Here is a 26,946-nt window from a genome sequence, read left to right on the forward strand (position 1 = left end):
CCCGCTCATAGCCAGGCGTGCCTAGGATGGGACGGTGACCACGACCTCCGCGCCGAATCCGGCCACGCCCCGAACGTCCCGACGGATCATCACCATCTCGATGGTGATCATCGCCGCGCTGATCGCGGCATTCTTCGTCTTCGCCTCGCTCTACACCGAGTTCCTCTGGTTCGACCAGGTCGGTTTCGCGAATGTGCTGACCACGCAGTGGGTCGCCACCGCGTTGATGTTCGCACTGGGCTTCCTCGGAATGGCCGTGCCCCTGTTCGTGACGATTCAGCTCGCCTACCGACTGCGGCCGGTCTACGTGCGGCTGAGCTCGCAGCTCGACCGCTACCAGGAGGTCATCGAGCCGCTGCGCCGTCTCGCCATGTGGGGCATGCCGATCTTCTTCGGTCTGTTCGCCGGATTCTCGGCCGCGGCGCAGTGGAAGACGGTCTGGCTGTGGGCCAACGGCGTCGCCACCGACACCGTCGATCCGCAGTTCGGTCTCGACACGGGCTTCTACATGTTCGCGATGCCGTTCTATTCGATCCTGCTGGCATTCGTCTCGGCAGTGGTGCTGCTCTGCCTCCTCGTGACGGCGCTGGTGTCGTACCTCTACGGCTCGGTTCGCATCGGCCAGGGCGAGTTGCGCATCTCGAAGGCCGCTCGCATCCAGCTGGCGGTGCTCGCCGGCCTCTACCTGCTGGTGCAGGCTGTGAGTCTCTGGCTCGACCGCTACCAGACTCTCGTCGCAGAAGACGACCGCATCATCGGCGCCGCGTACACCGGCGCGAACGCGACCATTCCGGGCCTGGCGATCCTCGCGATCCTCGCGGCCCTCGTCGCCGTGCTGTTCTTCGTGACCGCGATCATCGGCCGCTGGCGGTTCCCGCTGGCGGCGACCGCGCTGCTCATCGTGGCATCTCTCGTCGTCGGCGTCGGCTACCCGTGGGCTGTCGACACCTTCCAGGTGGGGCCGAACCAGAACGAGCTGCAGGCCGAGTTCTACCAGCGCAACATCGACGGCACCAAAGAGGCCTACGGCGTCGCCGATCTCGAGAAGACGCCGTTCACGGCTGAGACGAATGCCGAGGCCGGTCAGCTGCGCGAAGACGCCGCGACCACGGCATCCATCCGCATCGTCGACCCCGAGGTCATCAGCCCCACCGTGCGTCAGCTCGAGCAGTACCGCGGCTACTACCAGTTCCAGGAGACGCTCGACGTCGACCGCTACGAGATCGACGGTGTCATGCAGGACACCGTGGTCTCGGTGCGCGACCTCGACATGGAGGGTGTCGACGTCGGCAACTGGAACAACAGTGCGGCGGTGTACACGCACGGCTACGGCCTCGTCGCGGCGGCAGGCAACCAGCGCACCTCCGATGGCGAGCCGGTCTTCCTCGAGCGGGGTATCCCTTCGGCCGGATTCCTCACGGACTCCGAGAAGTTCGAGCCGCGCGTCTACTTCGGCGAGTCCTCGCCGGAGTACTCGATCGTCGGAGCGCCCGACGGCGACAACCCGGTCGAGATCGACTACCCGCGGGGCAAGGACGGCTCCAACGAGACGAAGACGACCTTCGAGGGTGACGGAGGGCCGAGCATCGGCAACACCTTCACCAAGCTCCTCTACGCGCTCAAGTTCCAGTCCGAGCAGATCCTGTTCTCGAACCTCGTGAACGAGGAATCGCAGATCCTCTACGACCGCGACCCGACGACCCGCGTGCAGAAGGTGGCACCGTATCTCGAGCTGGACAGTGACCCGTACCCGAGCGTCGTCGACGGCCGGATCGTCTGGATCGTGGACGGCTACACGACGAGCTCGACGTACCCGTATTCGTCCAAGGTGAGCCTCTCGGACGCGATCGCCGACTCCAACGTCCCGACGCCGACGCTCGCGATCGACGAGATCAACTACGTCCGCAACTCGGTCAAGGCCACGGTCGACGCCTACGACGGCTCGGTCACGCTCTACGCCTGGGATACCGAGGACCCGATCCTCAAGACCTGGCAGAAGATCTACCCGTCGACAGTCGAGCCGATCAGCGAGATGTCCGGAGATCTGATGAGCCACGTGCGGTATCCCACCGATCTGTTCAAGATCCAGCGGGACATCCTCGGGATCTATCACATCGACAAGGCCGGTTCCTTCGCCCAGCAGGACAACCGCTGGCAGACGCCGAACGATCCGCGCAGCGAATCGCAGCTGCAGCCGCCGTACTACCTGACGATGCAGATGCCCGGCCAGGATTCGCCGCGCTTCTCGATGTTCTCGACATTCATCCCTTCGGCGCAGGGCGGGAGCAACCGTGACGTGCTCATGGGCTATCTCGCGGTCGACTCGGATGCCGGGGCCGAGGCCGGTGTGAAGGCCGAGGGCTACGGACAGTTGCGGATGCTCGAGATCGACACCGACACCACGGTGCCCGGTCCAGGCCAGGTGCAGAACACGTACAACTCCGACACCGCAGTGGTGCCGCAGCTGAACCTGCTGCAGCAGGGTGAGTCTGAGGTTCTCTACGGCAACCTGCTGACCCTGCCGGTCGGTGGCGGACTGCTCTACGTGCAACCGGTGTACGTGCAGTCCTCCGAGGGCACCAAGCTGCCTCGCCTGCAGAAGGTGCTGGTCGCCTTCGGCGACGAGGTCGCGTTCGAGGACACACTGACGGCGGCGCTGGACAAGCTGTTCGGTGGCGATGCCGGAGCCGACGGCGGCGACGATCAGGTCGAGCCCACAGATCCGGGCACCGAGGAGCCGACGGATCCGGATGCCGGCGAGGTGCCGACGACGCCGACCGATGCCGAGGCTGACGCACTGGCTGCGGCTCAGCAGGCGCTGCTTGACCGTGAGGCCGCGCTGAAGGCGGGCGACCTCACCAAGTTCGCGGAGGCCGACAAGCGCCTCACAGCTGCAGTGAACAAGCTGCTCGAACTGGACGCCGCGGCGAAGTAGTCCGCGACTGACGGACGAAATGGGCGCCCCTCCGGGGGCGCCCATTCTGCGTCCTGCACTCGCGTCTCGCATGCCCTGGACGCGCCACCCGGCCGGTGCTTCACTGGAAAGATGCCCAGGACGCTGGATGTCGACTACCTCGTGGTGGGCGCCGGAGCGGCCGGCATGGCGTTCACCGACGCGCTGATCGACCGCGCCGACGTGCGGGTGGCGCTCGTCGACCAGCGGGACGCCCCGGGCGGCCACTGGCTGGACGCGTACCCATTCGTCCGCCTCCACCAGGCCTCGATGTTCTACGGCGTGGCATCCACGCTGCTCGGCGGCGGAAGGCTGCAGACGCAAGGCCCCGAGGCCGGGCTGCAGGAGCGAGCCGACCGCGATCAGATCTGCGCGTACTACGCATCCGTTCTCGCGGAGCGGATGCTCGCATCCGGCAAAGTCGAGTTCTTCGGAGGCTGCACGTACCTCGGCGACGGCCGAGTCTCCTCCGGCGGCGGGGGACCCGGGTTCGCCGTGACGTCTCGCTGCCGGATTGTGGATGCGACCTACCTGGCGCCCAAGATCCCCGCGATGGTGCCGCCGCCGTTCGTGGTCGCGGAGGGCGCCCGGGTGATCCCGGTCAATGAGCTGCCCGAACTGGAGCATCCACAGCGCCAGTACGTCATCGTCGGTTCGGGCAAGACCGCCACGGATTCGATCGTGTGGTTGCTCGGCCGCGGCGTCGCCCCCGGAGCGATCTGCTGGGTGCGCCCACGGGATCCGTGGATGCTCAATCGAGCGAAGGTTCAGCCCGATCCCGCGATCCTGCTGGGGATGGCGGCCGACACGATGGAGGCGGCGCGCCTGGCGACGTCACTCGACGATCTGTTCCTCCGTCTGGAGGAGGCCGAGGTGCTGCTGCGGATCGATCGTTCCGTCTTGCCCACGATGGCGCGGACACCCACCCTGGCCCTGTGGGAGCTGGCTCTGCTACGTACGGTCGAGCATGTCGTGCGCCGAGGGCACCTGCGGCGGGTTGAACCGGGGCGGCTGACGTTCAACGACGGGACGGAGGCGGTCCAGCGGGAGGCGGTCGTCGTGCACTGCGCGGCTGAGGGGCTGCGAAGACGGCCACTGGTGCCGATCTGGGGCGGCGACGCCATCAGACCGCAGCCGACTCGCACCGGGTTCCCGTGCTTCGGTGCCGCGATGATCGGCTACGTCGAGGCGACTCGTGACGACGACGGCGAGAAGAACCGCGTCTGCCTCCCCTCGCCGTACTCGAGCACCCTCGCGGACTGGGTCGAGATGACGATCCTCGGCACGCGCTCTGCGAAGGCGTTCGGGGCGGAACCCGACATCTCGGAGTGGGCGAACCGGGTGGCGCTGAATCCGGCGCGCGTGCCCGCCGGATACGGCGAGTCAGCGGAACTGGATGCCGTGAAAGCCCGACTGAAACAGCACCGGGAGCCGGGTCTGCAGGCTCTGGGGCTGCTGAGCGACCGCGCTCGGGGCGAGGCTTCCAGAGAAAGATGAAGGCCCAGATCCTTGCGGATCCGGGCCTTCTTTTGTTGCGGGGACAGGATTTGAACCTGCGACCTCCGGGTTATGAGCCCGGCGAGCTACCGAACTGCTCCACCCCGCGGCACAAGAAGTAACTTATCACGGATTCCGGGGGTCGGCGAATCGAGCGCGACCCCCCGGGCGTGTCTCAGAAGCGCCAACGCCGGCTGAATCGACATTGAAGCGCGGGCGGATGCTGGGAGGATGGGGGCATGTCCGAGACATCCGCACTGCCCGTTGCCGTCTGCCAGTTCGCGCCGACGGCATCCCGCGCCGACAACCTCGAGCGGATCGCCGCGCTGACGGCAGATGCCGCCGCGCGCGGAGCGAAGCTGGTGGTGGTCCCGGAGTACTCCAGCTATTTCGTCGACCCGATGGACGCCACCCTCCTCGAGAATGCCGAACCGCTCGACGGCGAGTTCGTGACCGCGCTGATCGCGCTTGCGGCCGAGTACGCCGTGGTCATCGTCGCGGGTCTCGCCGAACGGGCGGCCGACGAGCAGCATGTGCGCAATGCCGTCGTGGCCGTGCGGGGAGACGGCATCCTCGCGGTCTACCGCAAGCAGCACCTGTACGACGCTTTCGGGCAGCGGGAATCGGACTGGATCGAGGCGGGCGACGTAGGGGAGGCGTCGACATTCGACGTCGGGGGACTGCGGTTCGGGCTGATGACCTGCTATGATCTGCGCTTCCCTGAGGTGGCGCGCACCCTGGTGGATGCCGGTGCCGACGTGCTGGTCGTGCCGGCGGAGTGGGTCCGTGGCCCGCTCAAGGAGCACCACTGGACGACGCTGCTCGCCGCCCGCGCCATCGAGAACACGGCCTACGTCGTCGCGGCCGACCACCCCACCCCGATCGGCGTCGGTCACTCGCAGATCATCGACCCGCAGGGCGTCGTGCTCGCCGGGATCGGCACCGGCGACGGCATCGCTGTGGCTGTCGTGGAGCGCGCCGCGATCGAACGCGTGCGCGCCGTGAACCCGTCCTTGCGGGTGCGCCGCTACACGGTCATCCCGCGCTGAGCCCGCGGCGGATCATGCGCCGACATGGTCATCGCGTTCAACCTGCATGACGAAAACACACCTGCAGGGCGACACGCCGAACTGCAGACCTGCATGTGTGCATCGGTCATGCAACTGGCACGCGGGTAGACGCAGCGACCCTCCCAAAGACGGTGTCAGGCGCCGAAGGCAACCAGCCGAGAGGCGGCCTCCTCGAGCACCTCGACCCGCTTGCACGCGGCGAACCGCACCAAACCGGCGTAATCAGCCTGGTGCTGGGCCGACACGAACGAGGTGAGTGGAATCGCGACGACCCCGGCGCGCTCGGGGAGGGCGCGGCAGAACGCGGCGGCATCCGACCCGCCGAGCGCAGTGGCATCGGCGACGGTGAAGTAACCGCCGCGCGGGGGATGCACCGAGAACCCGGCGGCGCGGAGACCTGCACCGAGGATCTCGTGCTTGCGGGTGAGAGCTGCGGCCGCATCCGCGAAGTACGAATCCGGCAGACGCAGCCCCACGGCGATCGCGGGTTGGAACGGCGAGCCGTTCACGTACGTGAGGTACTGCTTCACGGTGAGCACAGCGGTGATGAGCTCGGCGGGGCCGTGCACCCACCCGATCTTCCAGCCGGTCGTGTTGAACGTCTTCCCGGCGGACGAGATCGTCAGCGTGCGCTCCGCGGCACCGGGCAGCGTCGCGATCGGCGTATGCGGCGCGTGGAAGGCGAGATGCTCGTAGACCTCGTCGGTGACGATGGTCGCGTCGTGCAGCACGGCGAGGCGCACGATCTCGGCCAGCACCTCCGGGCCGAAGACGGCTCCGGTCGGGTTGTGCGGGTCGTTCACCAGGATGATCCGGGTGCGGTCGTTGACGGATGCTGCGAGCTCACCCAGATCCGGCTGGAAGTCGGGAGTGCGTAGCGGCACCGTGCGCAGCCGCGCACCGGCCAGCGCAACGGCGGCGGCGTAGGAGTCGTAGTACGGCTCGAACACGACGACCTCGTCGTCCGGCCCGTCGATGAGCGCGAGCAGCGTCGCGGTCAGCGCCTCTGTCGCGCCTGCCGTCACGATGACCTCGCGCTCCGGGTCCACACTCAACCCGTAGAAGCGCTGCTGGTGCTCGCTGATCGCGGCCAGCAGGTCGGGGATGCCGCGCCCGGGCGGGTACTGATTCGCACCGCGCGCGATCGCCTCTCGCGCGGCATCCAGCACCTCAGCCGGGCCGTCCTCATCGGGGAAGCCCTGCCCCAGGTTGATCGCGCCGGTTCTCGCCGCAGCGGCCGACATCTCTGCGAAGATGGTGGGCGCGACAGCGCCATCGGCCGAGAGCAGGCCGGCCCCTGCTGCCGTGCGTCGCCACGCACCGGGAATGTCACTCATGAAGAACAGGCTAAGGCCATAGCGGAAACTCATCCCGAGCATACGAAACGCACAGATACGGGGTTCATTCTGAAGGGGCGTTGTTGAAGGAGCACACACCATGAACGAAGACAACACCCACGACCACACGGCACCCGTTGTGCCGCCGGCCCAGGCCGCAGATGCTGCCGCGAACCCCACAGGGAGCGCCGCGCCCGGAGAAGCCACGGTCGCCCCCGCGCCGATCGCAGAGGTGCCGGCGTTCGCTGCACCGGCACAGCCGAGCCAGGGACACGAAATGCCGTCGGCGTTCGCGTCGGCCACGCCTCCTGGGGCTCCGGTCGTGCCACCTGGCGCCCCGGCTGCAGGTCCGTACACGGCTCCGGCCGCTGGTGCGGCCTTCGGACTCCCGGTGACGCCCGTCGGTGCCTCGCAGCCGACGCTGCCGCTGGGGAGCACTGCGCCGCTCGGCTTCGTCGACGTCCCGGGAAACGCGTCCTCCGGCGTTCCGGTCGCAGATACTGCGAAGGGCACAGGCCAGAAGCCGCGCAGCGGCGTGAAGGTCGCAGCCCTCGTCGTCGCGGCAGCCCTCGTCGGCGGCGTCGCCGGATTCGGCGGCGGTGCGATCTGGAGCGCCGTCGGAACTCCGCCGCCCAGCGGAGTCGCCTCCGGTCCGGAGACGGTCACGGTGAACAATCCCGGTTCCGTCAACGAGACGACGGCGATCGCCGCGAAAGCCCTGCCGTCGGTCGTCACCATCGAGGTGGCGGGCACCGACGAGGGCGGCAGCGGCTCCGGTGTGATCATCAGCGACGACGGTTACGTTCTGACGAACACTCACGTCGTCACGCTCGGCGGTGCCGCAGCGGATCCGACGATCCGCGTCACGACCTCGGACGGGCGCATCTACGACGCCACGATCGTCGGCACCGACCCGATCTACGATCTCGCCGTGATCAAGCTCGAGGGCGCGAAGGGCCTCACGCCGATCGAATTCGCCGACTCGTCGAAACTCAATGTCGGAGACACCGCCGTCGCCCTCGGCGCCCCCTTGGGGCTGTCGAACTCCGTGACGACGGGCATCGTCAGTGCGCTGAACCGCAGCATCCAGATCGCCTCATCCGCTCTTCCCGACTCGTCCAGCGAGGACGCTCCTCAGGAGGAAGCGCCGGAGGAGGAGGGCGAAGGCGGACCGTTCCAGTTCGACATGCCCGGCTCCGGTCAGCAGCAGAGCTCCGAGTCGATCTCGATCGCCGTCATCCAGACGGACGCCGCGATCAACCACGGCAACTCGGGTGGTGCGCTCGTCAACAGCAAGGGCGAGCTGATCGGCATCAACGTCGCGATCGCCAGTTCCGGCAACTCCGAGGAGTCCGGATCGATCGGACTCGGATTCTCGATCCCGTCGAACATCGCCGATCGTGTGTCGAAGGAGCTCATCGACAATGGCTCAGCGACCCACGGCCTGCTGGGTGCCTCGGTGCGTGATGCCGCCTCGGTCGAGGACGCAGAGGTCGCCGGTGCGTTCATCGCCGAGGTCACGAGCGGCGGCGCGGCTGCTGCCGGTGGCCTGAAGGCCGACGACATCGTCACCGCCTTCAACGGTGTGCCGATCACCAGCGCGAGTGACCTCACGGCCCAGGTACGGGCAGCGGCCGCTGGGAGCACAGCGACCGTCACCTACGTCCGGGACGGTCGCGAGAACGAGATCGAGGTCACTCTCGGAGAGCTCGCCGGCTGACCCGCCGTTCACAGAGAAGGACGCCACCCCGCGATAGGCTCGCGGAGTGGCGTCCTTCTCTTTCGGCTCCGGCAATGCGGCCAAGCTGCTCCGGATCCCCGTGTATGCCGCGGGACGCATAGGCACGCTCCTGGTCCCGCGCGGGAGTCGTTGGGTCTTCGGCTGCGGAGCCGGAATCGGCGACGGCGCACTCGCCCTTCAACGACTTGCACGCACCGAGGGGCACGACACGCTCTGGCTCACCGCATCCGAGCGTGAAGAGCAGGATGCGGAGGCACTCGGCATCCGCACGGCGCGCAAGGGGAGTCTGCGGGGCTGGTGGGAGACGGCACGCGCCGGCGTCCTCGTGGTCACCCACGGTCTCGGTGACGTGAACCGCTACGCCGTCGCCGGAGCATTCGTGGTGCAGCTGTGGCACGGCATCCCGCTCAAGCGCATCGGACTCGATTCCCCGGCGACGACGCAGGTGCCCCAAGTACCGGGAGCGGCGCTGCTGCAGCGCCTGGTCGCCGTGCTGTACCGGGCTGCGGCCCAGCGCATTCGCGTTCTCCCTGCGGCCTCGCATCGCTCACGTGGTCGACTGGAGTCGGCTTTCGGCCTCGGTGACGAACGGATCGTCGTCACGGGGGAGCCGCGTGTGGATGTGCTCTCCGCCGGGCCGCAGGCAGAACGTCGCGCGGCGGCATCCCGTCTGCTCGCCGACACTGTCGGTGCTCTGCCGGATGGCGCGCGCGTGGCCTTGTACGCGCCCACCTGGCGTGACGGTGCGGCCGACCCGGCGGTGCCGACGGCCGAGGAGTGGGTGCGGATCATCCGCCTGCTCGAGGAGCGCAACGCCGTGCTGCTGATCCGTTCGCACCCCCTCGGCGAAGGCGGCTACACGCCGCCGCTGCCCAGTCGACGGGTGCGGTTGCTGGGCTCCAGCGATCTGCCCGATGTGACTCCCGCGCTCGCCGCCGTCGACGTGCTGATCACCGACTATTCGTCGCTCGCCTTCGATGTCGGCCTGCTGGCGATGCCGGTACTGTTCCTCGCTCCTGACGCTGCCGAGTACGCCCGCACCCGGGGCTTCTACGGACGCTTCGAGGATGTGGCAGGCGGCGACGCCGCGGTGGACTGGGACGAGCTGGGCACGCAGTTGGATCGCCTCCTCACGGATGAGGAAGCCTTCACCGCGAGGTCTGACCGTTCCGCTACGCTCAGCGCGGAGATGCACGCGTACCGCGACGGACGCAACACCCGACGGGTGTACCAGGCAATCCGTGCGCGGGGTATCCCTGCGCCGAAGGGAGCATCATGACAACGGCCCGCATCGATGAGCAGGCGGAGACGCTGATCATCGCCGGGGAAGGCGAGCGTCCGACGCACGCCGAGCTGGTCGGGTCCCGTGCGCGGGTCGACGCCAGGATCACGGGCGGCGGCAAGACGTGGAAGGCGACCTTCCCGCTGCGCGCTTCACGCTGGGGTGGAGCGGAACTTCCCCTGCCCGCTGGCGAGTACGATCTCTGCGTCGACGGGGCCTCCCTCGAGGGGTTGTCCATCGCATCGACCCTGCTTCCGCGGCTCCGGGTCGCGCTCGACGGCGACCTCGTGAGCATCGCGCCGCCGCTGGATCCGGTGTACGAGAGCGCCCTCGGGCAGTCGACGCTGGAGGAGCGGTATGTCGCCCAGACCGGCGGCACCGAGAACGCGGTGTTCTTCGAGAGCTTCTACGGACAGAGCGTCGGCTGCAATCCGCAGGCGATCGACCGGGAGCTCGCCGTGCAGGCGCCGGGGGTGCGCCGGTACTGGAGTGTGACGGATCTCTCTGTCGCTGTTCCGGAGGGCGCCATCGCCGTCGTCGAGGGCAGCCCCGAATGGTGGCAGGCGAGGGCCGCGGCGCGGCTCTTGGTGGTCAACGACTGGCTGCGTCGCCGGTTCGCCCGCAAGCCCGGCCAGAAAGTGCTGCAGACGTGGCACGGTACCCCGCTCAAGCGCCTGGCGCTGCATCGCCCCGGGTTCGACCCGCGGCGGATGGCGGCAGTGGTGAAAGAAGCGCGGCGGTGGGACGTGCTGCTCGCGCAGAACCCCTACTCCGCTCGTATTCTCAAGAAGGCATACGCCTTCTTCGGGCGACCGATCTGGACCGAGGGCTATCCGCGCAACGACGTGCTCCGCACGGGCGACGCGGCGGCCGTCCGCACGGCGCTCGGCATCGGGGCCGATGAACGCGTGCTCCTCTACGCGCCGACCTGGCGCGACGACCGCGCGGAAATCGTGGATTTCGTCGACCTCGAGCTGCTTGCCCAGCAGGCCGACGCGGTCGTCCTGGTCCGCGGGCACTCGCGCACACTGAAGCCGGGCCGTGACCGGGCGGGCGCACGCGTGATCGACGTCACCGGCTATCCCGAGACGGCGCGGCTGCTGCTCGCCGCCGACGGTCTGATCACCGACTACTCCTCGGTGATGTTCGACTTCAGCGTCACCGGCAAGCCGATGTACTTCCTGGTGCCGGATCTCGACCACTACCGCGGCGAGCTGCGTGGGTTCTACTTCGACCTCGCAGACCGGGCGCCCGGTCCGCTGGTGCACACGCAGGAGGAACTCACGGCGGCTCTGGCCGATACCGGGCATGAGGCGGCATACGCGTCCCGCTACGCGGCCTGGCGCGCCCAGTTCAACACACGCGACGACGGCCATGCCGCACAGCGTGTGGTCGCCCGCATCCTCGATCAGGGGTTCGTGACCCGCTGACCTACGCCGTGACTACGGCAGCGGGGTGTTGCGGGTTCCGAGGCGCGATGCGTCGACGGTGTCGCGCGCGCCGCGCAGCACCCCACCCAGGAAGCCGAGCCCCCAGGAGATGTGCATCGTGGGGAGCACGAGCAGCGTCCACAATCGCTGACGGAGACCGCCGCCACCGGGGGCGAGGGCGACCCCCAGCACCAGCACCACGTACGCGACGAGGGGTAGGTAGACGAGGGACGCGATGACCGAAGCGATACCGGTGATGACGCCGATCAACTGCAGCGCGGCGACCACCAGTGCCACGGCGATGAGGACCACCAGCGCGGGAGGGGCGAAGTAGCGGATGCCGTTACGGCGTCCGAAGCGCCGCACCAGCTCGCCTCGCCATGCCCCCGTAGCGTTGAACTGCCGCGCCAGGCGCAGCCAGCTCTCGCGAGGCCAGTAGGTGACCGACAGCGCCGGGTCGAACCAGACGCGATGCCCTGCCTGCCGGATGCGCAGGTTGAGTTCCCAGTCCTCGCCGCGACGGACGGTTTCATCGAACAGCCCGACCTCTTCGAGCACCTCCCGGCGCATCACGCCGAGGTAGGCGGATTCGGCTTCACCCTCGTGGCTGCCGCCGTGGTAGGCACCGCCGCCGAGGCCGATGGGGGAGTTGTACAGACGGGCGACGGCCTTCTGGAACGGGGTGCGGCCGTCCGCGCGCATGACGCCGCCGACGTTCGCCGCCCCGGTCCGCTCCAGGGTGAGCAGTGCGCGAGCGGCGTATCCGGGGGAGAGCTCCGAGTGCGCATCCACGCGGATGATCGTCGCGTAGCGACTGGCTCGGATGGCCTCGTTCAGCCCGACCGGGATGTGCGCGGCAGGGTTGTCGACGAGCCGGATGCGATGGTCATCGGCGGCGAGCTCTCGGGCGAGTTCGGTGGTGCCGTCGGTGGACGGCCCGAGGGCGAGCACCAGCTCGGCCGGGCCGTCGAGCTCCTGCGCGAGCACGGATGCGACGGCGTGCTCGAGGTAGGCGCGTTCATTGAGAACCGGCATGACGAACGAGACGCCGGCCGGCGACATTGCGGATTCGTTGTCATGCATCCGTCGATCATGTCACGGGGACCTCGGAGGTTCGCTGATTACCGTCGAGGGATGCATGTCATCAGAGACTCGAAGAAGGCCTACCGTCTGATCCGTCGCGCCGTCGCGTCGCGGGCGGCCGCCCAGCGGGTGCGGAGCCGGGTCGAACCGCCGGAGGAGAATCAGTTTCGGATCGCGGTGTATTTCGCCGATTCCGCCGTGAACATGTACCAGATCAGGCAGTGGTACCGGCCCCTCACGGAACTGGCCGAACGGTGGCCGATCGTCGTGCTTTCGCGTTCCGCCGTCGGCGCCGAAGCGCTTCTCGACGACGGTGTCCTGCCGGTCGCATACGTTCCGAAGATCCGCGATCTGGAACGGTACATCGCCGATCAGGACATTCGGATCGTCCTGTACGTGAATCAGAACACCCGCAATTTCCAGATGTTCCGGTACGGGCGCCGCTGGCATGTGTTCATCAACCACGGCGAATCCGACAAGGTCTACATGGTCAGCAACCAGTTCAAGGCGTACGACTACGCGCTGGTCGCCGGTCAGGCGGCGCGCGATCGGCTCTCGCGCACCCTCTGGGGCTACGACGTCGATCAGCGCACCCTCGAGATCGGGCGGCCACAGGCCGATCACTATCTCGCCGCGACGCCGTACCCGACGGACGAGCGCACCGTCGTGCTGTACGCCCCGACGTGGGAGGGAGATCGTGCGTCGATGAGCTACGGATCCGTGATCTCGCACGGTGAGCGACTCGTCGCGGAACTGCTCGCCACCGGCCGGCACAGGGTGATCTACCGTCCGCATCCTCGCAGCGGGGTGATCGCGCCGGCGTACGGGGCGGCCAGCGCGCGCATCATCGCCGCGATCGCCGCCGCGAACACCGCCGATCCGGGCGCCAACCACGTCCACGACGACGGGCCGGAGGTGGGTTGGCAGCTTGCGGCGGCCGACGTGGCCATCGTCGACGTCTCGGCGATGATCTATGACCGCCTCGCCATCGGGAAGCCGCTGCTGATCACTCGTCCTGTCGACCCTCTCGCGCGGATCGATGACGAGGGCTACCTCTCGGACTGCGAGTGGCTGACGGCGGATGCGGCCGCCGGTGTGGTCGCCGAGGTGGACCGTGTCCGGGCTGACGAAGAGGCCACTGCGCGGCTGCGGCACTGGGTACGGCACTACTTCGGCGATACGAGCCAGGGCGTCGCGACGGCGAAGTTCCATGCGGCCATCGAGCAGCTGATGGCCGAGTGGGAGCGCTGGCACGCTCTGGACGGCGACTTCCTGCAGCCGTCGGCGGATGCGGGGGAGGACGACGCCCTCGATCAACCGGAGATCTGAGGCCCGAGGTCGCCGCCGCATCGTGATCTCGCGGAGCCGTGACGGCGGCGGCGACTCAGTATCCTGGAAGGATGGGTGCAGTTTCCGATGCGACGAAGGCATATCGCCTGCTCAGGCGAGCGCTGGTCTCGCGATCCGCCGTGCAACGCGTGCGGCGTCGGCTGCAGACGGACGGGCCGCTCCCGGTCGCCCACTTCAAGGTGGCGGTGTACTTCGCCGACGGTGCGGTGAACATGTACCAGATGCGTCAGTGGTACCGCCCGCTCGCGGAGCTCGCCAAGCGCTGGCCGGTCGTCGTGATCTCCCGCAACGCGACCGGTGCGGAAAAGCTGCTCGAGGAGGAGGGCGCCCCGCCGATCACCTTCGTGCCGACGGTGCGCGACCTGGAGAAGTTCATCGCGAAGCAGGACATCCGCGTCGTCCTGTACGTGAACCAGAACACCCGAAACTTCCAGATGTTCCGGTACGGACGCCGCTGGCACGTGTTCATCAATCACGGCGAGTCCGACAAGATGTACATGACCACGAACCAGTACAAGGCCTACGACTACGCCTTCGTGGCCGGGCAGGCTGCGCGTGACCGGCTCTCCCGCACACTGTGGAACTACGACATCGATGCGCGGACGATCGAGATCGGCCGGCCGCAGGCCGACCACTACTCGGGAACGCTGCCGTACACCCCCGACGAGCGCACCGTGGTGCTCTACGCCCCGACCTGGGAGGGCGACCGCCCGAGCGCGCACTACGGCTCGATCGCGACCCACGGCGAAGCGCTGGTGACCGCACTGCTGTCCACGGGGACCCATCGGGTTATCTACCGCCCGCACCCGCGCAGCGGGGTGGTCGACGAGGAGTACGGGGCCGCTCATCGTCGGATCATCGCGGCAGTGGCTGCCGCGAATGTCGCGGATGCCACCGCCCAGCACGTCTACGACAACGGCCCGGATCTCGGCTGGCAGCTCGCCTCCGCCGATGTCGCCATCGTCGACATCTCGGCGATGGTCTACGACCGGCTCGCGGCAGGAAAGCCGCTGATGATCACCCGCCCCGCAGATGAGCGGGCTTCGGTCGACACCACCGGGTACCTCGCCGACTGCGAATGGTTGACGACGGATGCCGCTGCCGACATCGTCGCCGAGGTGGAGAGGGTCGGCGCTGACGCGGAGGCCATCGCCCGCCTGCAGATGTGGGTGCAGCATTACTTCGGCGACACCACGCCAGGAGTCGCTTCCGAGAAGTTCCACGGTGCGATCGAGCGGCTCATGCAGGAGTGGGATGAGTGGCACGAGCACGAGATGGGCAGCATCCGCTCCGACGAGGACGATGACGACGAAGAAGCCGACGAGGAAGAGATCTAGGAGCTCCACCATGGACGTCCCCCGTGCAGCCGTCGTCGCCGCCCGACTCGACGTCCTGCCGGAGACGGGGTCGACCAACGCGGACCTGAGGGCGCACTCGGACGATCTCGTGGGCTGGCCGCATATGTCGGCGCTGGTGACGGCGAATCAGACGGCGGGGCGCGGACGGCTCGATCGCGTCTGGACCGCACCGGCCGGGGCATCGCTCGCCGTGTCCGTGCTGCTCCGTCGTCTGCCGGTATCGCCCGAGGCGCGAGGCTGGATTCCCCTCGTCGCCGGGTTGGCCATGGCGGATGCCGTCGCTGCGCAGCTTCCCGGCCGCGACGTCGGGGTGAAATGGCCGAACGACGTCCTCGTGGACGACGTCGAGGCCGGCGGCACGGTGACCGACGCACGCAAGATCTGCGGAATCCTGGCGGAGGCGACGGGCGACGCGGTGATCGTCGGGGCCGGCGTGAACACTGCGATGACGGAAGCCGAGCTTCCGGTGCCGACGGCGACGTCGTTCGCCGTGCTCGGCGTCCGTGCGGATGAGGACCGCCTGCTGGCCGAGTATCTGCGGGCTCTCGACGCGCACCTCGCGGCGCTCGTCGCAGCGGATGGCGCTGTGCGCAGTGGATTGCACGCAGCCGTCACCGCGCGGTGCGTCACGCTGGGGCGCGAAGTACGGGTGTCGCTGCCCGGCGGCGAATTCGTGGAGGGGCGCGCGACGCGGCTGGATCCGGACGGGCGCCTCGTGGTGCGCACCGACGAGGTGGAGCGCACGATCTCGGCCGGTGACGTGGTGCATGCTCGCGCACTCTGACGCTGACACGATCGGCGCGCCTCCTGCGATGTCGCCGACCACAGGCACAATAGAGGTGTGACTCAGCCCGTGACGCTCGGAGGCAGGCCGATGATGCCGCCGCCCGGTGTGCCGGCGGAGGAACTCCTCATCGCCCGATTCCGCGGTCACGCGCGGCGGCTGTTCTGGTCGGCGATCGTGCTCATCGCAGTGTTCGGCGCGGCAGCCTACTTCTTCGACAATCTGCCGGCACCTTTCGAGAACTGGATGCTGCTCGCCGCGGCCGGCATCGTCGTGCTGTTCGTCGTCGTGGTGCCGTACGCGCTCTGGCTGTCGCGCACCTGCACGGTGACGACGCGACGCGTGATCGTCAAGCAGGGGCTGGGTGCGAGTCAGCGGCGCGAGATGTCGCATGCGCGCGGGTACACGATCGGCGTGCGTCGAGGCATCCTGCAGCGGCTCTGGGGCGTCGGCACGATCACTCTCTCCAACGGCGTCGACACGCCGCTGCGAATCGCGAACGTGCCGAACGTCACGCTCGTGCACGAGACTCTGGCGGATCAGATCGAGGTGAGTCAGATCCTGGCGCACCGCGACGCGCAGGCCGGCTCCGACTCCTTCGTCGAGGAGTGAGCTCTTCCGCACCAGTGCGGGACCTCGTACTTTTCTTCCGCACCAGTGCGGGACCTCGTACTTTTCTTCCGCACCAGTGCGGGAGAATGGACCCGACGAATGGAGGCGGCACATGGCGCTGCGTGTGGGCGTGATCGGCGGAGGACAGCTGGCCAGGATGATGATCGCTCCGGCGGTCGAGATCGGGATCGACCTGCGGGTCCTCGCTGAAGATGAGGGCATGTCGGCGCAACTCGCCGCGACCGCAGTCGGCGACTACCGCGATCTCGAAGCCGTGCGCGCATTCGTCCGCGACGTCGACGTCGTCACCTTCGATCATGAGCACGTGCCGCAGGAGGTACTGCGCGCCCTCGTCGCCGACGGCGTCGCCGTGCACCCGGGACCGGATGCGCTGCAGTTCGCGCAGGACAAGCTCGTCATGCGTGCGCGGCTGGCCGAGCTCGGCATCCCGCAGCCGGAGTGGGCCGCGGTCCGAGATGCCGACGAGTTGCAGGCCTTCCTCGACGCGCATGGCGGTCGAGGAGTGGTGAAGACGCCGCGCGGCGGATACGACGGCAAGGGCGTGCGTGTGGTGCGCGCTGGTTCCGAGGCGGACGACTGGTTCGCGACGCTCGGCGACGGTGAAGCCCTGCTCGTCGAAGAACTCGTCTCCTTCGTCCGCGAACTCGCGCAGCAGGTGGCGCGGCGCCCCAGCGGCCAGATCGTCGCGTATCCGGTCGTGGAGACCGTGCAGCGCGACGGCGTGTGCGCCGAGGTCATCGCTCCGGCTCCGGGCGCGCCGGAGCGGCTGGCGCAGGTGGCTGAGGGGATCGGCCGGAAGATCGCCGACGGTCTGGGTGTCACCGGCATGCTCGCCGTGGAACTGTTCGAGACCGATGACGAGCGCATCCTCGTGAACGAGCTCGCGATGCGCCCGCACAACAGCGGTCACTGGACCCAGGACGGCGCGGTCACCAGCCAGTTCGAGCAGCACCTGCGTGCGGTCGCCGATCTGCCGCTGGGAGATGTGAGTCCACGGGCGCCGTGGTCGGTGATGGTGAACATCCTGGGCGGACCAGCGGAAGGCACGATGGACGAGCGATTCGCGGCGGCGATGAACGATCAGCCGGCCGCGAAGATCCACACCTACGGCAAGGCTCCGCGGCCGGGCCGCAAGGTCGGCCACGTGAACGTCGCAGGCGACGACCTCGACGATGTCGCGTACGTCGCGCGTGCGGCAGCGGCACATTTCGACTGACCGAGGGCGCGCGCCGTTCGGGGAATCTCACAGTCCCAGCCCGTAGCCTGAGATCGTGACTGAGCCTCTGCACTCCTCCGCAGCACCCCTGCACTCGTCTCCGGCTCCGCTGGTCGGTGTCGTCATGGGATCGGACTCCGACTGGCGCGTGATGAGCGACGCCTCCCAGGCGCTCACCGACTTCGGTATTCCGCACGAGGTAGAGGTCGTCTCCGCGCACCGCACACCCGACAAGCTCATGCGGTATGCCCGTGAGGCCCGGGGCCGCGGCATCCGTGTCATCATCGCGGGTGCGGGCGGCGCAGCGCACTTGCCCGGCATGCTCGCCTCGATGACCGCGCTGCCCGTGGTCGGCGTGCCCGTGCCGCTGGCCTATCTCGACGGGATGGATTCGCTGCTCTCGATCGTGCAGATGCCGGCCGGCATCCCCGTCGCCACCGTCTCGATCGGCGGGGCTCGCAACGCCGGCATCCTTGCAGCGCGCATCCTGGGTACCGCTGACACCGCCCTCGCCGACCGGGTCGAGGACTATGCGCGTGAGCTCGAGGCGCAGGTCGGGGAGAAGAACGATCGGCTGAAGGAGTCGCTGTGACCCTTGCGCCCCCGCGCACCGTGGGGCGGCCGCTGATCGAGACGCGTCCGCTCCGGCATCCGGATGCCGGCGACGCCGGGTTGATGGCGAAGCGCGGATGGTGGCTGGTGCTGATCAACGTGCTCGTGCCCGGTTCCGCGCAGGTGCTCGCCGGCAGACGCAAGCTCGGTCGCTTCGGCCTCGGCGCCACCCTTGTCGCCTGGCTGCTCGTGATCGTTGGTGCAGGGCTGGCGCTCTTCGCGCGCCCGGCGCTGCTGTGGCTGACCGTCGGCGGGGGCCTGCTCTCCGCGGCGCTGCTCACCGTCGTGCAGGTGGCACTGATCGGCTATGCCGTGCTCTGGCTGGTGCTCACGCTCGACACGCTCCGCCTGGTGCGCCTTGTGAAGGTGCCCGGCCCCTCTCGCTTCGCGATCCCGGTGGTCGCGCTGCTGCTGTTCGGTCTGATCGGCAGCGGCACCGCTTACGCGGCGTCGGCAGTCGGGTCGGTCCGCGACACGCTCGGTGCCGTGTTCGGGAACAGCGGTCCGAGTCTTCCGCCGAGTGACGGCTACTACAACATCCTGCTGCTCGGCGCCGACAGCGGCGAGGGCCGCGACTCCATGCGCTTCGACAGCATCTCGGTGGTGTCGGTGAACGCGACGACGGGTGCCGTGACGATCACCGGCATTCCGCGCGAGCTGCCGAACTTCCCGTTCGCGGAAGACAGCCCGATGCGCGAGCCGGAGTTGGTCGGGTTCGATTACCGCAACTTCTTCGAGGGGCACTCGTCTTCGACGTGCGGTTGGAACGGCTGGATGAACCACGTTCGAAACGCTGCCCAGACCTGCCGGGAAGACGGTGGATCCGCGCTGTACCCCGACGCGGCGGCGCACGGCTCGGAGCCCGGCATCGAGGCGACGAAGGATGCGGCCGAGGGTGTGCTGGGTATCGAGATCCCGTACTACGTCTTCGTCGACATGCAGGGGTTCGCCCAGCTGATCGATGCGCTCGGCGGTGTGGACATCAACGTCACGGAGCGGCTCCCGATGGGAGGGCCACCCGACGGGGTCGACCCTTATGACGTCGATGCCTGGGCGATCGGCTGGATCGAACCGGGCCAGCAGCACATGAACGGCGACACCGCGCAGTGGTACGCGCGGTCGCGGTACACGACGAGCGACTGGGATCGGATGAAGCGGCAACGCGAACTGCAGGAAGCCATTCTCGCCCAGTTCACGCCGCAGACCGTGCTCACCCGCTTCAATGAGGTCGCGGCTGCCGGAACGGCGTTGATCAGCACGGACCTGCCGCAGGACAAGCTGCCGGAGTTCTTCGATCTGATGCTCAAGGCGAAGGAGCAGAAGGTCGCGACGATCGAACTCACCCCCGAGTTCGGTGTCGATGAGCATGAGCCCGACTACGCGCATATACACGACATGATCCAGCAGGCGCTGCATCCGCCGACGCCGACGGAGACTCCGGCTCCCTGACGTCCCGGAAGCTGTGTAGTCGCTGACACTTGGCCGTCGTGATCGCGCGTTGTCCTGGCAGCGATCGCGACTGAGACTAGCCTTTCCTCATGGGTGCTCGGCTGCGTGTTGTTCTGGATCAGTTGGGGCACGTCGTCGATGCCGACCAGGCGGCGGCATCCGTCGACCTGATGAAGGGCCTCATCGCGACGACGCCATCCGGATGCGAGATCGAAGCGATCGTCGCAGCAGGTGCCGAGATCGAGATGGTGGGCCTCGCCGGCGTGCGCCGACTCTCGTTGGCGCGACGCGAGCTTGCCGCTTCCTGGCAGCTCGGCATCGCACCGGGGGTGGGCGGTGGGCTGATTCACGCGCCGACGCTCATGGCTCCGCTGGTGCGGCATGACCGGGTGCACGACAACGATCAGACGACCGTGACGCTGTGGGATCTGCACGCCTGGGAGGCGGCAGACATGATGTCGAAGACGGCGGTCGCCTGGCAGCGCGGAATGCTGCGCCGGGCGGTGAAGCACGCGGATGCCGTGATCGTGCCCTCGCACGCGTTCGCAGAACGGCTCGTCGACCTCGCAAAGGTGGGGGAGCGCGTTCGCGTGATCGCCGGCGCCGCCCCGGCGGGCTATCAGGAGCCGTCTGATGCTCCCGAGCGCCGTACCGACCTTGCACTTCCTGCACAGTACGTCGTGCTCATCGGCTCGCACGGCTCCCTCGAGGAGGGGTTTCGGGGTGCGGCGGCCGCCGGGCTGGACGCCGTCGTGCTCGACGTCTCCGAGGGGGCGGAGCCGCGTCTGGCGGAGATCGCATCGGCCGCGGGCCTCCCTGAGCAGCGTGCGCATATGCGGGGCGTGCTGTCAGCGCAGGACCGTGCAAGTGTGCTCGCCGGTGCTGCGGCGTTCGTGGCGACGAGTGCGCTCACGGCCTGGCCGTGGCGCGTGATCGAGGCGATGACGCTGGGCGTTCCCGTGGTCGCGGTCGACAGCGGGGTGCACCGCGACGTGGTCGCCGACGGCGGAATGCTCGTGGATGCCTCCGAGCTGGCAGAGGCCGTCGTCGAGGCTGCAGGCCGAGGTGCGTCGCGACTGAAGGTACTGGGCGCGGATCGCTCGCGGGCATTCTCGTGGGCGAGCGCCGCCGAGAAGGTGTGGGCTCTGCACGCGGAGTTGTGAATCGCAGCTCGCGCGTCAGTGAAGATAAGCGATGAGCGCGTCGATCATGTCGGTCGGCTGAAAGCCGCTCGCGCGAATCTTACTGATGTCGAGTTCGCTGTTCTTCGGGCGGGGGGCGATCGGACCGCTCGCCGAGGCGAAGTACTCTGACGTCGACACTCCAGACACGCGGGCAGGATCGTGTCCGGTGAGAGCGAAGATCCGCTTCGCGATCTCTGCCCAGGAGATCGCGTCGCCGGAGCCGGTGAGGTTGTAGGTCCCGAATGGTGCCTCTCTGTCGAGGAGGTGGCGGATGCCCGCCGCGATCTCCTCGGTGAAGCTCAAGCGCCCGACCTGGTCGTCGACGACGTGGGGAGAAACGCCCTTGTCGGCGAGTGCGGCGATCGTGCGTACGAAGTTCTTGCCTTCTCCGATGACCCAGGAGGTGCGGACGATGTAGTGGCGGGGCACGGTGCTGATGATGGCGTCACCTGCAGCTTTGGTCTGGCCGTAGACGCCCAGTGGGCGTGGGGTGTCGTTTTCGGTGTACGCCCCGGTCTTGGTTCCGTCGAAGACATAGTCGCTGGAGACGTGAACGAGGGTGATGCAGTGCTCGGTGGCGATTCGGGCGAGTGCGGCGACGCCGATCACGTTCGCCGCCCAGGCCGTTGCGCGCCCGTCTGGCGTCTCCGCGTCATCGACGGCGGTGTACGCGGCAGCATTGATGATCGTGTCGTAGTCACGCCAGCGACGAGCAGACGCGAAGGCAGAATCCGCGAGGTCGAGGCTATCGCGCGCTGCGTACTCGTAGCGTGCGGCATCTCCGAAGAGTTCGCGCAGGGCGAGCCCGAGCTGCCCGTTGGCCCCGATAATCAGGGTCTTCTGCGGGGGGACGGGTGTGATGTCGGCGAGTCTTGGGTGGGCGACGTCTTTCGCAGAGATCTCGACGTCTGCGAGCGGGATCGGCCAGGCGATGGCGGCGGTCTCGTCGGCGAGGTTCAGGTTTGAGTAGGCGGCGTCGGCTGACCAGTGGTCGTTGACGAGATACGTGTACGCCGTGTTCGCTTCGAGGGTCTGGTAGGAGTTGCCGACGCCGCGCGGCACGAAGATCGCGCGGGAGGGATCGATCTCCGTCGTGAACACCGTGCCGAACGACGGACCTTCGCGCAGGTCGACCCACGCGCCGAAGATACGGCCGGTCGCGACCGACACCCATTTGTCCCAGGGTTCGGCGTGAATGCCGCGCGTCGTGCCGATCCCGTCGTTGAAGGACACGTTGTTCTGCACGGGTCCGAAATCGGGGAGTCCTGCAGCCACCATCTTCTCGCGCTGCCAGTTCTCCTTGAACCAGCCGCGGGAGTCGCCGTGGACGGGGAGTTCTGCGACGAGCAGACCGGGGATGGGCGTCTCGGTGATCGTGAGCGACTTGCCGAACTCCGTCATCACTGCCCCTTGGAGGCGTAGAAGGACTCGGTGGCGTCCTTGGACGGCGCCCACCATGCCTCGTTGTCCCGGTACCAGGCGATCGTCGATGTAAGGCCGGACTCGAAGTCACTGAACTGAGGAGTCCAGCCGAGTTGCGTGCGCAGCTTCGTCGAGTCGATTGCGTAGCGGAGATCGTGGCCGGCCCGATCGGTGACGTGGTCGTACGCGTCTGCGGACTGACCCATTTGCGTGAGAATCAGCTCGATGACGGACTTGTTGTCCTTCTCGCCGTCCGCGCCGATAAGGTACGTCTCGCCGATGTCGCCCTTGTCGAGGATCGTCAGCACGGCCGAGGAGTGATCGTCTGCGTGGATCCAGTCGCGGACATTGAGTCCTGCGCCGTACAGCTTCGGCCGGACGCCGCGGATCACGTTCGTGATCTGACGAGGGATGAACTTCTCTACGTGCTGGTAGGGGCCGTAGTTATTCGAGCAGTTCGAGATCGTCGCCTGAACGCCGAACGAGCGCACCCATGCGCGTACCAGGAGGTCGCTGCCGGCCTTGGTCGAGGAATACGGGGAAGAGGGGTTGTACGGCGTGGATTCGGTGAACCGATCCGGGTCATCGAGCTCGAGGTCGCCGTAGACCTCGTCGGTGGAGATGTGGTGGAACCGTCGCTCGTGGCGGCGCGCCGCTTCGAGCAGGGTGTACGTGCCGATGACGTTTGTGTCGAGAAACGGGCGCGGGTCGTGCAGGGAATTGTCGTTGTGTGACTCGGCGGCGTAGTGGACCACCGCATCGACGTTGGTGAAGAGGGTGTCGACCAGCTCGGCGTCCGCGATGTCACCCCGCACGAACCGGAAGCGCTCTGCTGGGAGAGCCTCGAGAGAGGCGAGATTGCCGGCATACGTAAGCTTGTCGAGGACGGTGACGTGCGCGTCGGTGTTCTCGATCACGTGGTGGACGAAGTTGGATCCGATGAATCCTGCGCCGCCGGTGACAAGCAGTCTCTGCATGTGGACCAGGGTAGCGCTGACGCACCCTCAGCTTGGTCTCGCTTGTTGCCGGGGAGTCGGCCAGACTATGACGCATGCGTGGCATCATTCTCGCCGGAGGAACGGGTTCCCGGCTTCATCCGATAACCCTCGGCGTCTCGAAGCAGCTGCTGCCGGTGTACGACAAGCCGATGATCTACTACCCCCTGTCGACCCTGATCCTCGCCGGAATCCGTGATGTCCTCGTGATCACGACTCCGCACGACGATGAAGCGTTCCACCGATTGCTCGGAGATGGCTCTCGGTTCGGCGTCTCGATCACCTACAAGACGCAGCCGTCTCCTGACGGTCTTGCCCAGGCCTTCCTGCTGGGCGAGGAGCACATCGGGAGCGGATCGGTGTCCCTCGTTCTCGGTGACAACCTCTTCTACGGTCAGGGGATGGGCACGCAACTTCGACGATTCTCGGACGTTGAGGGCGGTGTGATCTTCGGCTATTGGGTCGACGATCCGAGGGCATACGGCGTGGTGGAGTTCGATGAGGCGGGCAGAGTCGTCTCGCTGGAGGAGAAGCCCACGAATCCGAAGAGCAACTTCGCGATTCCCGGCCTCTACTTCTACGACAACGATGTGATCGAGATCGCGAAGAGCCTCAGACCTTCACCGCGGGGCGAGCTCGAGATCACCGACGTCAATAACGAGTATCTGAAGCAGGGGAAGCTCGCTGTGCAACTGCTCACCCGCGGCACCGCCTGGCTGGACACCGGCACCTTCGACTCACTTGCAGAGGCCACGGACTTCATTCGCGCGGTCGAGAAGCGGCAAGGGCAATCGATCGGATGTCCCGAAGAGGTCGCATGGAGGATGGGATTCCTCACGGATGACGAACTCCGTGAGCGCGCCGAGCCGTTGCGGAAGAGCGGGTACGGCGAGTACCTACTCCGGATGCTGGAGCGAGGTCGTTTCTGACCTACCGCACCGCGACACGATGGTCATATCTGTGTCACAACGGCGCCGTTCCGTCTACTTCCGTCACACTGGTCACATGTCTCGACGTGCCCTGCTTCCTCGACACACCCGGGCGAAGGTCCGCCTGGTCGTCGGCCTCCTCGCTGCTGCTGCCGTGATGTTCGGCTCTGTGGTGCCCACCGCCGCCACTGCCGCGGCTGCGCCCGAAAGGTCGGTTGTCGATTTCGCACGGTCGTCCGGTTCGAGTGCGCAGTCGGGCGTAGTAAAGGCCACGCTGGCCGGTTTCACACCGGGCAACCTCATCAGCGACGCAGTGTTCACTGCCAAGAACACCATGACTGAGGCGCAGATCCAGGCATTCTTCAACAGCAAGGTGACGACGTGCCGCGGAGGAGTGGACTCGCAGGGCAGGCCGATCGTCTGTCTCAAGGACTTCAGGATCACGTCGGTCAACCGTCCGGCTGACAGTTACTGCCAGGGATACACGGGAGCTGCGAACGAGACCGCTGCCCGTATCATCCATCGGGTCGCCCAGTCTTGCGGCATCAATCCCCAGGTGCTCATCGTGATGCTCCAGAAGGAGCAGGGGCTGGTCACGCACACGTGGCCGGATGCGCGGCGGTACGACATCGCGCTGGGCCAGGGGTGCCCGGATGACGCGCCCTGCGACCCTGCGTTCATCGGCTTCTTCCACCAGATCTATGGGGCCGCGCGTCAGATGCAGGTCTACATGGAGGGCAAGTACTTCACGTGGTTCGCACCGGGGAAGACCTGGAACATCCTCTATCACCCGCTGGAGTACATCGATGGCGCATGGGTCAATCGGTGCGGAAGCGCGCCCGTCTACATCGCGAATAAGGCGACGTCGGCGATGTACTACTACACGCCCTATCAGCCAAATGCTGCGGCGCTGGCGGCGGGCTCGGGCGAAGCTCCATGTGGGGCGTACGGCAACAGGAACTTCTACAACTACTTCACGGACTGGTTCGGTTCGACGCAGACCCCGACCGCGATGGTCCCCGTGTTGTCGTCGATCGATATGAGTTCGTTCGTGCTCGGGGTCGACGGGGCGGGGGACGTCTACGGATACCCGTACTTAAACGGCGCCTGGGGCGATCGCGTCAAGGTGGGCGCCGGTCTCACCGGGATCAAGAAGTTCTTCGGCGTTGGAGACCTCGACGGTGACGGGCGGCGCGACTTCATCGCGATCAAGACGTCCGGTGCCGCTCAGGTAGTGCGGAGCAACGGGACCACCACACTCCCGGCGCCGACGGCCCTTGCGGGCGATTGGTCAGGAGTCGTCCTCGCGACCCCGGCCGGCGACTTCAACGGAGACGGCGTGCCCGATCTGTTCACGACAGACGCGGGCGGCCGACTTATGCTTTGGGCGGGTAACAACCGCGGCGGCTTCCTCGCCCCCCGCGTCGTCGGCACCGGCTGGGCTTCGATGAACATGATCACGGGCAACGGCGACTTCGATGGGGACGGCCGTGCGGATCTCGTCTCGCGCGACGGCTCCGGCCGCCTCTATGTTTACTCCGGTGACGGAAACGGGTCGTGGAAGGGGTCGAAGCAGATCGGCAACGGCTGGCTCGGCTTCACCGACATCTTCAACACCGGCGACTTCAACGGCGACGGCCGAGCCGACCTCCTCACGGTGAACTCCGCTGGGACGCTGCGCCTGTACCGCGGTGCCGGCGGCGGGGCGCTGGGCGCGGACATCGCGATCGGGATGGGATGGCAGTCCTTCAACGCGTCCGCGTCCGGTCCGGCGGTGTGGGGTCCCCGAGCCCTCCCGGCGGGTGCCGGTAACCTCGACGGCGTGCCTGGTCGTGACCTCGTGGCGCTGACGGACAAGGGCGAGTTGCGCGTGTACGGCACGACCGGCAACGGCAACTGGGGTGGCATCCTGCGCCCGGCCAGCACCTGGGCGGCGACGGACCGGCTGACCCCGATGGGCGATTTCAACGGCGACGGATTCAGCGACCTCGGCCAGGTGGATGCTGCAGGCATCTTCTATCTGCACCCCGGCGTGAGCGGCGGCGGCTTCGGCCCCCGCGTCGTCATCGGTAACGGCTGGGGGTCGTTCACCCGCATCGCCGGTGGCGTCGACTTCGATGGCAATCGGGTGGCCGATGTGCTCGCGGTGGATGCCCGGGGCGATCTCCGGCTCTATCGAGGGAACGGGGCGGGCGGATGGGCCAGCGGCACGGGCCTCACAATCGGTCAGGGTTGGGCCGGGTTCACCGACCTCTTCAGCGTGGGCGACTTCGACGGCGACGGCAGGGCCGACCTCATGGGCCGGACCGCCGGCGGAATACTCATGCTCTACCCGACGACCGGCGACGGCAACTGGGGCAACATCCGTTCGATCGGCCAGGGCTGGGGCGGGATGACATCGATCTCCAGCATGGGCGACTTCAACGGAGACGGCAACGTCGACGTGCTCGCGGTGACGGCGACGGGCGACATGTACATATACCGAGGCAATGGCCGCGGCGGTTGGACCGCGGGCGCGACCCGCATCGACGCGGGGTGGCAGATCATGAGGCAGATCATCTGATCGACGTGTCCGACAGCGCGGGGGCACCCTTCGGGGTGTCCTCGGCCTGCTTCCAGGG

20 protein-coding genes and 1 tRNA gene are annotated in these 26,946 nt (G+C 67.5%); 16 read left to right on the plus strand and 5 right to left on the minus strand.

All coding sequences use genetic code 11. From position 1 onward, the window contains the following. Positions 1 to 34 precede the first annotated feature (34 nt). Positions 35 to 2,935, plus strand: a complete 2,901-nt coding sequence (locus tag MRBLWH12_RS02225; RefSeq protein ID WP_363545624.1) for a UPF0182 family protein — start codon at positions 35 to 37, stop codon at positions 2,933 to 2,935. 111 nt (positions 2,936 to 3,046) lie between these two features. Next, positions 3,047 to 4,450 carry an FAD/NAD(P)-binding protein gene (locus MRBLWH12_RS02230; protein WP_363545627.1) on the plus strand — a complete coding sequence of 468 codons (1,404 nt, stop codon included), beginning with the start codon at positions 3,047 to 3,049 and terminating at the stop codon, positions 4,448 to 4,450. Positions 4,451 to 4,485: 35 nt separating this feature from the next. Here MRBLWH12_RS02230 and MRBLWH12_RS02235 read toward each other — a convergent pair. Further along, positions 4,486 to 4,559: transfer RNA gene (locus MRBLWH12_RS02235), tRNA-Met, on the minus strand. A 130-nt stretch (positions 4,560 to 4,689) separates the two neighbouring features. Here MRBLWH12_RS02235 and MRBLWH12_RS02240 point away from each other — a divergent pair. Then, positions 4,690 to 5,499: a carbon-nitrogen hydrolase family protein gene (locus MRBLWH12_RS02240; RefSeq protein ID WP_363545630.1), complete on the plus strand. Its 810-nt coding sequence runs from the start codon at positions 4,690 to 4,692 to the stop codon at positions 5,497 to 5,499. A 155-nt stretch (positions 5,500 to 5,654) separates the two neighbouring features. On the opposite strand, the gene MRBLWH12_RS02245 is transcribed toward MRBLWH12_RS02240, so the two are convergent. Then, positions 5,655 to 6,857: an aminotransferase class I/II-fold pyridoxal phosphate-dependent enzyme gene (locus MRBLWH12_RS02245; RefSeq protein WP_363545633.1), complete on the minus strand. Its 1,203-nt coding sequence runs from the start codon at positions 6,855 to 6,857 to the stop codon at positions 5,655 to 5,657. A 100-nt stretch (positions 6,858 to 6,957) separates the two neighbouring features. Between MRBLWH12_RS02245 and MRBLWH12_RS02250 the strand changes: the two genes are divergently transcribed. The 3 genes from MRBLWH12_RS02250 to MRBLWH12_RS02260 are packed head-to-tail and all read left to right on the plus strand — an operon-like array spanning position 6,958 to position 11,310. Then, the gene (locus tag MRBLWH12_RS02250) at positions 6,958 to 8,577 is read left to right on the plus strand and encodes a S1C family serine protease (protein WP_341975330.1); all 1,620 of its coding nucleotides are present in this window, start codon (positions 6,958 to 6,960) and stop codon (positions 8,575 to 8,577) included. Positions 8,578 to 8,623: 46 nt separating this feature from the next. Then, positions 8,624 to 9,877, plus strand: coding sequence for a CDP-glycerol glycerophosphotransferase family protein (locus tag MRBLWH12_RS02255; RefSeq protein ID WP_363545636.1), 1,254 nt, complete (start codon positions 8,624 to 8,626; stop codon positions 9,875 to 9,877). Further along, positions 9,874 to 11,310 (plus strand): CDP-glycerol glycerophosphotransferase family protein, encoded by a 1,437-nt coding sequence (locus tag MRBLWH12_RS02260; RefSeq protein WP_363545639.1) that lies wholly within the window; start codon positions 9,874 to 9,876, stop codon positions 11,308 to 11,310. Before MRBLWH12_RS02255 ends, MRBLWH12_RS02260 begins: the two co-directional genes overlap by 4 nt. A 12-nt stretch (positions 11,311 to 11,322) precedes the next feature. Here the strand turns inward: MRBLWH12_RS02260 and MRBLWH12_RS02265 are convergent, their stop codons facing one another. Beyond that, on the minus strand, positions 11,323 to 12,393 hold the full coding sequence (locus MRBLWH12_RS02265) for a glycosyltransferase family 2 protein (protein ID WP_363545642.1): 1,071 nt from the start codon (positions 12,391 to 12,393) through the stop codon (positions 11,323 to 11,325). Positions 12,394 to 12,444: 51 nt separating this feature from the next. Here MRBLWH12_RS02265 and MRBLWH12_RS02270 point away from each other — a divergent pair, with 51 nt between their 5' ends. From MRBLWH12_RS02270 to MRBLWH12_RS02305, 8 genes are all read left to right on the plus strand, one after another. After that, on the plus strand, positions 12,445 to 13,722 hold the full coding sequence (locus tag MRBLWH12_RS02270) for a CDP-glycerol glycerophosphotransferase family protein (protein WP_363545645.1): 1,278 nt from the start codon (positions 12,445 to 12,447) through the stop codon (positions 13,720 to 13,722). A gap of 71 nt (positions 13,723 to 13,793) precedes the next feature. After that, positions 13,794 to 15,080: a CDP-glycerol glycerophosphotransferase family protein gene (locus MRBLWH12_RS02275; RefSeq protein WP_341975325.1), complete on the plus strand. Its 1,287-nt coding sequence runs from the start codon at positions 13,794 to 13,796 to the stop codon at positions 15,078 to 15,080. Between the two features lie 10 nt (positions 15,081 to 15,090). Continuing rightward, positions 15,091 to 15,885, plus strand: a complete 795-nt coding sequence (locus MRBLWH12_RS02280; RefSeq protein WP_363545648.1) for a biotin--[acetyl-CoA-carboxylase] ligase — start codon at positions 15,091 to 15,093, stop codon at positions 15,883 to 15,885. A gap of 57 nt (positions 15,886 to 15,942) precedes the next feature. Continuing rightward, positions 15,943 to 16,497, plus strand: coding sequence for a PH domain-containing protein (locus MRBLWH12_RS02285; RefSeq protein ID WP_363545651.1), 555 nt, complete (start codon positions 15,943 to 15,945; stop codon positions 16,495 to 16,497). A 112-nt stretch (positions 16,498 to 16,609) separates the two neighbouring features. Next, the gene (locus MRBLWH12_RS02290; RefSeq protein WP_363545654.1) at positions 16,610 to 17,734 is read left to right on the plus strand and encodes a 5-(carboxyamino)imidazole ribonucleotide synthase; all 1,125 of its coding nucleotides are present in this window, start codon (positions 16,610 to 16,612) and stop codon (positions 17,732 to 17,734) included. 124 nt (positions 17,735 to 17,858) lie between these two features. Further along, positions 17,859 to 18,326, plus strand: a complete 468-nt coding sequence (gene purE / locus MRBLWH12_RS02295) for a 5-(carboxyamino)imidazole ribonucleotide mutase (protein WP_363551281.1) — start codon at positions 17,859 to 17,861, stop codon at positions 18,324 to 18,326. Further along, positions 18,323 to 19,795 carry an LCP family protein gene (locus tag MRBLWH12_RS02300; RefSeq protein ID WP_363545657.1) on the plus strand — a complete coding sequence of 491 codons (1,473 nt, stop codon included), beginning with the start codon at positions 18,323 to 18,325 and terminating at the stop codon, positions 19,793 to 19,795. The genes purE and MRBLWH12_RS02300 overlap by 4 nt, the downstream gene beginning before the upstream one ends. Before the next feature lie 89 nt (positions 19,796 to 19,884). After that, a complete protein-coding gene (locus tag MRBLWH12_RS02305) occupies positions 19,885 to 20,958 on the plus strand; it encodes a glycosyltransferase (protein WP_363545660.1) in 1,074 nt (357 codons plus the stop codon). 15 nt (positions 20,959 to 20,973) lie between these two features. Here MRBLWH12_RS02305 and MRBLWH12_RS02310 read toward each other — a convergent pair whose 3' ends face one another. Beyond that, complete coding sequence (locus tag MRBLWH12_RS02310) at positions 20,974 to 22,380, minus strand: bifunctional dTDP-4-dehydrorhamnose 3,5-epimerase family protein/NAD(P)-dependent oxidoreductase (protein ID WP_363545663.1); 1,407 nt, start codon at positions 22,378 to 22,380, stop codon at positions 20,974 to 20,976. After that, positions 22,380 to 23,378 (minus strand): dTDP-glucose 4,6-dehydratase, encoded by a 999-nt coding sequence (gene rfbB / locus MRBLWH12_RS02315; protein WP_363545666.1) that lies wholly within the window; start codon positions 23,376 to 23,378, stop codon positions 22,380 to 22,382. Before rfbB ends, MRBLWH12_RS02310 begins: the two co-directional genes overlap by 1 nt. Before the next feature lie 74 nt (positions 23,379 to 23,452). Here rfbB and rfbA point away from each other — a divergent pair, with 74 nt between their 5' ends. Together rfbA and MRBLWH12_RS02325 are read left to right on the plus strand one after the other, a co-directional pair. Further along, complete coding sequence (rfbA, locus tag MRBLWH12_RS02320; protein ID WP_363545669.1) at positions 23,453 to 24,325, plus strand: glucose-1-phosphate thymidylyltransferase RfbA; 873 nt, start codon at positions 23,453 to 23,455, stop codon at positions 24,323 to 24,325. Between the two features lie 76 nt (positions 24,326 to 24,401). Then, positions 24,402 to 26,888, plus strand: coding sequence for an FG-GAP repeat domain-containing protein (locus MRBLWH12_RS02325; RefSeq protein WP_363545672.1), 2,487 nt, complete (start codon positions 24,402 to 24,404; stop codon positions 26,886 to 26,888). The last annotated feature ends 58 nt before the right edge of the window (positions 26,889 to 26,946 follow it).

The organism is Microbacterium sp. LWH12-1.2 (assembly GCF_040675825.1).
Taxonomy (GTDB): Bacteria; Actinomycetota; Actinomycetes; order Actinomycetales; family Microbacteriaceae; genus Microbacterium.